Here is a 5313-nt window from a genome sequence, read left to right as displayed (position 1 = left end):
CTTTTTAATTTCATCACATAAATAAATTTGAGAATCCAAAAGTTTTATTTCTTTTCTATCCTTTATTTGTTTAGACATGAAATCAACTCCTTTATGATTCTTTAAGGAACTATTCTATTTTAAAAAGTAAAATCCTTCTTCTATTACATCGGAATAACGTAATAGGGTTTATCAGAAGGAATCATCTTAGATTAGAGAAAAATGGATCCTCTTTTTAAGAAACACTGTGTCAACAATACTACAAGATGTTTCATTTTTTGACTGAAAAGAGGTAGATCTTTTCTGTTTTCACTCTGTATACCGTGTTCAATCTTAGTTACTATAATTACTTTTAAAGGAACCAATCAAGTAGAAGACCCTTGGATCAGTTCTGTTCACTGTCCAGGGTTCTTTTTCCGGAATAAGCAGCTTTGCATCATACATTCTTGGTATGCAAACGTTCCTCTGAGAAGTTAGTAATGAAAGACATTACGTTTACAAGCAGCACGAGTGAAATGATATATTTAGAATAATATTATTATTGGTGAAAATGATTTAGGAGAGAAAACTATGGAACTCAAACAGTTAAAAATTTTTCAAATTGCTGCTCGAGAACTAAACTTTACTCGAACAGCTGAAATCCTTCACTATGCTCAATCGAGTGTAACAGCTCAGATTAAATCTCTTGAGGAAGAACTTGCTGTCCAACTTTTTGACCGGTTGGGGAAGCGAGTTATCTTAACTGACGCTGGAAAGCGCTTTAAGCTATATACGGACAAGGTGCTTGATTTAACCGAAGAGGCAAAGGAGACTGTAGGTGGGAATGAAGAGCCTAGCGGGACGTTAACAATATGTGCTTCAGAAACCCAATGCACCTATCGCTTACCAGCTTTGCTGAAACTATTTCAAGCTCGTTTTCCTAAAGTGAAACTGATTTTTCGACCTGGAATTTCTGAAAATGATTTTGAGGATTTACTTGCTCAAGGTCTCATAGATGCTGTTTTAATATCGATGACTCGCATTAATTCGGATAAGCTGATTGCCGAGCAGCTTGTCGCGGAACCTATTGTTATAGTAAGCCCGCCGAATCATCCTTTAGCCGATAAATCTGAAGTAAGACCCGTGGACCTAGATGGTCAGGCGCTGCTTTTTACTGAGAAGTGCGATTATCGAAATATATTTGAAGCATCACTTGTTGATGCAGCGGTTCAACCGTTATGTGATCTTGAACTTGGTGATATAGAAGCTATCAAAAAATGTGTAATGGCTGGAATTGGAATAGCAGCACTACCTAAGCTAGCAGTAGAGAAGGAAATAGAGGAAGGGAGTATGAGTGTATTAAGATGGAAAGGTCCAGAGTTCCCGATTGTCACTCAGCTGGTCTGGCATAAAGACAAATGGGTGTCTCCAGCTTTAAGTGCTTTTTTAGATGTAACTAGAGAAGTAATACTGGATCATTAAGGGGATTAGTATTTGAAGCTATTTTTATTGAACACCGAGGTTGGTTTGCATAAATAAATTAATTAATTACATAGTATAGAGGTTGCTAATCAGTTTTTTAGATAGTAACAATCTAAATATTCATCTGTAATGATTGGGGCCGGGCTTGTATTATATATGATAAGAAGCTTGTTAGATATACATATAGTTTATTTATATTCTCTACTACATTACTATTCTGTATGTGTATTGCCTAAACTACCATAAGTATAAGTTACCTGCAGCCTAACAGTTGAATCTGCTAATTGCAGAGAAGGTTAAAATTCAGTTAAGAGATGTATTTGATTTTAGATAATGGGAGGGGTATAAATGAAATCCTATAACTATTTTTGTTCTACTCAAATTGAGGTAGGGACGGGAAAAGCTAGAGAATTACCAGAAATGCTAAAATCTCTAAATATTGGTTCATCCATTTTAATTGTGAGTGATCCAGGTGTGGTCCGTACAGGACTAGTTTCACCAATTATAACGGCCCTTGAGGCTTCTGGTTATCGCGTATTATTATTCGACTCCATTGAACAAAATCCTCGAGATGCAAATTGCTTGGAAGGTGCAAAATTATTTCGTGAATTTGGTGCAGATGCAGTTGTTGCCGTTGGTGGCGGAAGTGCAATGGATACAGGAAAAGCTATTGCACTGTGCGGTCCAAACGGCGGGGAACCATCTGACTATGCAGACGGCCGACTTCTGTATTCAAACATTGCACCAGTTATTTGTATTCCAACTACTTCAGGTACGGGCTCAGAAGTTACTCGTTCTGCTGTTATTACGGAAGCATCTACACACCGAAAGATGACACTCAAACATAGTTTGTTAAGACCTGTCTTAGCGATTCTTGATCCTGAACTAACATTAAGTCTTCCGCCTTCTGTTACTGCAGCTACTGGAATTGATGCACTCGTTCATGCGATTGAAGGTTATACATGTAAAGTAACAAATCCTATTTCACAAGCGCTCGGAGCTCAAGCAATGAGAACCATTGTTTCGGCATTGCCTATCGTTTTCCGCGATGGCAAAAATGAAGCGGCTCGTCAAGATATGCTGGAAGGAAGTCTCTTAGCAGGCCTTTGTTTTGGATCTGCAGATGTTGCCTCAGTACACTGCTTGGCAGAAGCGCTTGGAGGACTTTATGATACCCCGCATGGAGTTGCCAACGCAGTGTTTTTACCATATGTATTAAAGTTCAATTCTATGGAGAATAAGCAATTACATGCCACATTAGCAAGGTATATGAACTTTGCCAAAGATTCAGATTCAGATGAAATAGCTGTTGAAAAATTAATTCAAGGGATTATAGAATTAACAGAATCATTAAACATTCCTAAATTGAAAGATTTAGAGGGTGTAAAAATAGAAGACTTTCCGAGCATTGTAAGGTTGGCCATGCAAAACAACTCAACATCAAGTAACGTCCGTTTAATTACGGAGACTGATTATATGCAAATTCTTGAACAAGCTTACTTTAACCGCGTAGATCGAAATTGGGATTCTGGAGTAGAGAACTTAAATTAAAAGATAAAGATTAAATACTGGCCCCCAATCATCAGGCTGTGTCTAACGATTGGGGGCCAGTTTATAAATAGTATCTATTTATTTTTAATCAGAAGATACGTAATACCAGTTTTTGTGTACTTTTTTATTGAAAATAAAAAGCCTTACTTTGACTGAGGACTTTTTTTAGGTTTATACTTTTTACTTATTTTCTAAAACATACTTTTTCCTCGTTTCCCTCATGCTCAAAACTACACCCAAAAGTACAATGATTCCACCAATAAATTGGTTTATGCCTACCACTTCATGAAGGAGTAGAACAGAAAATAACACACCAAAAATAGGAACAAGATTCATCAGCGTCATCGCAGAACTAGAAGATAATTTGCGTAATCCAAAATTATATAATAAAAAAGCGATAACCGAGCAGAAAACGCCTAGGTACAATAAGGTTAGAAATGATCGTATATCTGGTGTTTGCCAGCTTGACTTCTCTATAAAGGCTAATGGAATAAACGTAATAGCTCCCGCCAAAGTTTGATAAAAAGAGATAGTAATCATGGAATATTTTTTGACAACTTTACGAGTTGTGAAGTTATAGAGAGCAAAAATAAAACCTGCTACAATTAATATAATATTACCAATTAATTGCTTATCATCTGTCTGAGTTTCAGGACTATAGGATATTTGATATACACCTATCATCGCTACTCCAATTCCTAGGGCCTTTACCCATGATGTCTTTTTTCTAAAAAAAAGAAATTCCATCAAAACCGTTATAGCAGGATACGACGCTACAATAATAGCGGCATTAGATGCTGTTGTTAGTTCAACTCCTATGTTCTCCAGAGAAAAATAAAGGGTAGTACCTAGTACACCACTCATAGACATTAACCCCATATCTTTGAATGAAGGCTTTGTTTTATCTTTCCTGATTAAGAGAATAAGTCCTAAAATAACAGCAGCTATAACAAAACGAGCCGCTCCTAATGTAAGGGGTGGAAAAGAGGTATAGGCTATTTTTGTTCCAACAAATGATGTACTCCATAAAAGGACGGCTATTACGGAAGCGCTTATGTATAAACCATTTCCACTTCTAACCTTTCTTATTTTTAAGCTTTCTTGTTGTTTCGCTATCATTGTATCCATTATTACACCTCCAAGTAGGATTAAAAACTATATGGTAGCTACTTTTGTAGCAACTAGAATTAAATTATAATTTTTAACCAAAACTGTCAAGGGTACTAATGGTATACTTAGTTTAAAATTATTGACTTTATCCGGGTATTATCAAGGAGGACCAATCATGACACTAGATATAATAAAAATTTTGAAAGATGTAAATTTTACTGAATATGAGGCAAAAGCGTATTTAGCTTTACTAGAAAAATCTCCTCTTTCAGGGTATGCTATTTCGTTAAATTCCGGAGTGCCAAGATCTAAAATTTATGAAGTATTAGGAGGACTAGTGGATCGAGGAGAAGTCATGATCAGTCATGAAAATCCCGCTCTATATACACCGTTACCTCCTAATGAATTAATCAACTTGAAAAAACGTAAAGCTGAATCCTCGTTTGAAGTAGCTGAAGAAGCTCTCGAAAATTATTCTTATGTATCTTTAAACAGAGAAAACATCTGGAACATTACAGGTTATGAGCCTATACTAAATCGTACAAAGGAAGCTATAAAAGAAGCTACAGGGCGTATTCTATTGGAAATATGGGCAGAAGATGCCCAGGAACTAAAAGAAGAATTACAAGCAGCAGCCAAAAGAGGCGTAGAAATTTTAATTGTATCCTATGGAGATTTAGTATTTGACTTTGCGCAGGTTCATCAGCATGATGCAAGCGAAGAAATAACCAATGAATATGGCGGACGATGGATTGTTCTAAGTGCTGATGATCGAGAAGTAGTTGCAGGTATATTATCACTTGGTAAGGATAGCCGTGCTGCCTGGACGATGCATCCGGGATTAGTTATGCCAATTACAGAAGTTATCATTCACGACTTGTATATCTATGAAATGATGAAAAAACATCGAGAGATCCTAGAGTCAAGCTTTGGACCGAACCTTATTGAACTTCGTAATCGATTTAAATTTAATTCATCAGGTTATAGCGTAGCAGCAAAATTAGGATTGATTAAATAGCCAGTATTAATGCATATATACCAATAATAAAGTTACTTATTATAGTCACTGTTATTGCTAGCTGTAACATGTTTTACGCAAACTAACTTCGTATAGGGGATGTCTTCATGGTTAATAAGGGCATTTATTTCCGGAGATCTTGAATATGACCATAATAACTTATGCTAGACGGTGAAATGAACTCTGTCTTGATA

4 protein-coding genes are annotated in these 5313 nt (G+C 36.3%); 3 read left to right on the top strand and 1 reads right to left on the bottom strand.

Going from position 1 to position 5313, the window contains the following annotated elements:
* Positions 1–549 precede the first annotated feature (549 nt).
* The gene (locus tag AC1DRF_RS15925) at positions 550–1440 is read left to right on the top strand and encodes a LysR family transcriptional regulator (RefSeq protein WP_477741125.1); all 891 of its coding nucleotides are present in this window, start codon (positions 550–552) and stop codon (positions 1438–1440) included.
* Positions 1441–1788: 348 nt separating this feature from the next.
* Positions 1789–2991 (top strand): iron-containing alcohol dehydrogenase, encoded by a 1203-nt coding sequence (locus AC1DRF_RS15920; protein ID WP_427075057.1) that lies wholly within the window; start codon positions 1789–1791, stop codon positions 2989–2991.
* Positions 2992–3171: 180 nt separating this feature from the next.
* Here AC1DRF_RS15920 and AC1DRF_RS15915 read toward each other — a convergent pair whose 3' ends face one another.
* Complete coding sequence (locus tag AC1DRF_RS15915) at positions 3172–4119, bottom strand: DMT family transporter (RefSeq protein WP_013058408.1); 948 nt, start codon at positions 4117–4119, stop codon at positions 3172–3174.
* 157 nt (positions 4120–4276) lie between these two features.
* On the opposite strand from AC1DRF_RS15915, the gene AC1DRF_RS15910 reads away from it, so the two are divergent.
* Positions 4277–5119: a TrmB family transcriptional regulator gene (locus AC1DRF_RS15910; RefSeq protein ID WP_013084386.1), complete on the top strand. Its 843-nt coding sequence runs from the start codon at positions 4277–4279 to the stop codon at positions 5117–5119.
* Positions 5120–5313: the final 194 nt, after the last annotated feature.

The sequence above is a fragment of the Priestia sp. P5_B4 genome (assembly GCF_056400385.1).
The sequence above is the reverse complement of the archived record's forward strand: the minus strand, read 5'-3'. Positions and strand labels throughout refer to the sequence as shown.

Coding starts and splice junctions, on each gene's coding strand:
- AC1DRF_RS15925 (WP_477741125.1), top strand. CDS start 550: ATGGAACTCAAACAGTTAAAAATTTTTCAAATTGCTGCTCGAGAACTA.
- AC1DRF_RS15920 (WP_427075057.1), top strand. CDS start 1,789: ATGAAATCCTATAACTATTTTTGTTCTACTCAAATTGAGGTAGGGACG.
- AC1DRF_RS15915 (WP_013058408.1), bottom strand. CDS start 4,119: ATGGATACAATGATAGCGAAACAACAAGAAAGCTTAAAAATAAGAAAG.
- AC1DRF_RS15910 (WP_013084386.1), top strand. CDS start 4,277: ATGACACTAGATATAATAAAAATTTTGAAAGATGTAAATTTTACTGAA.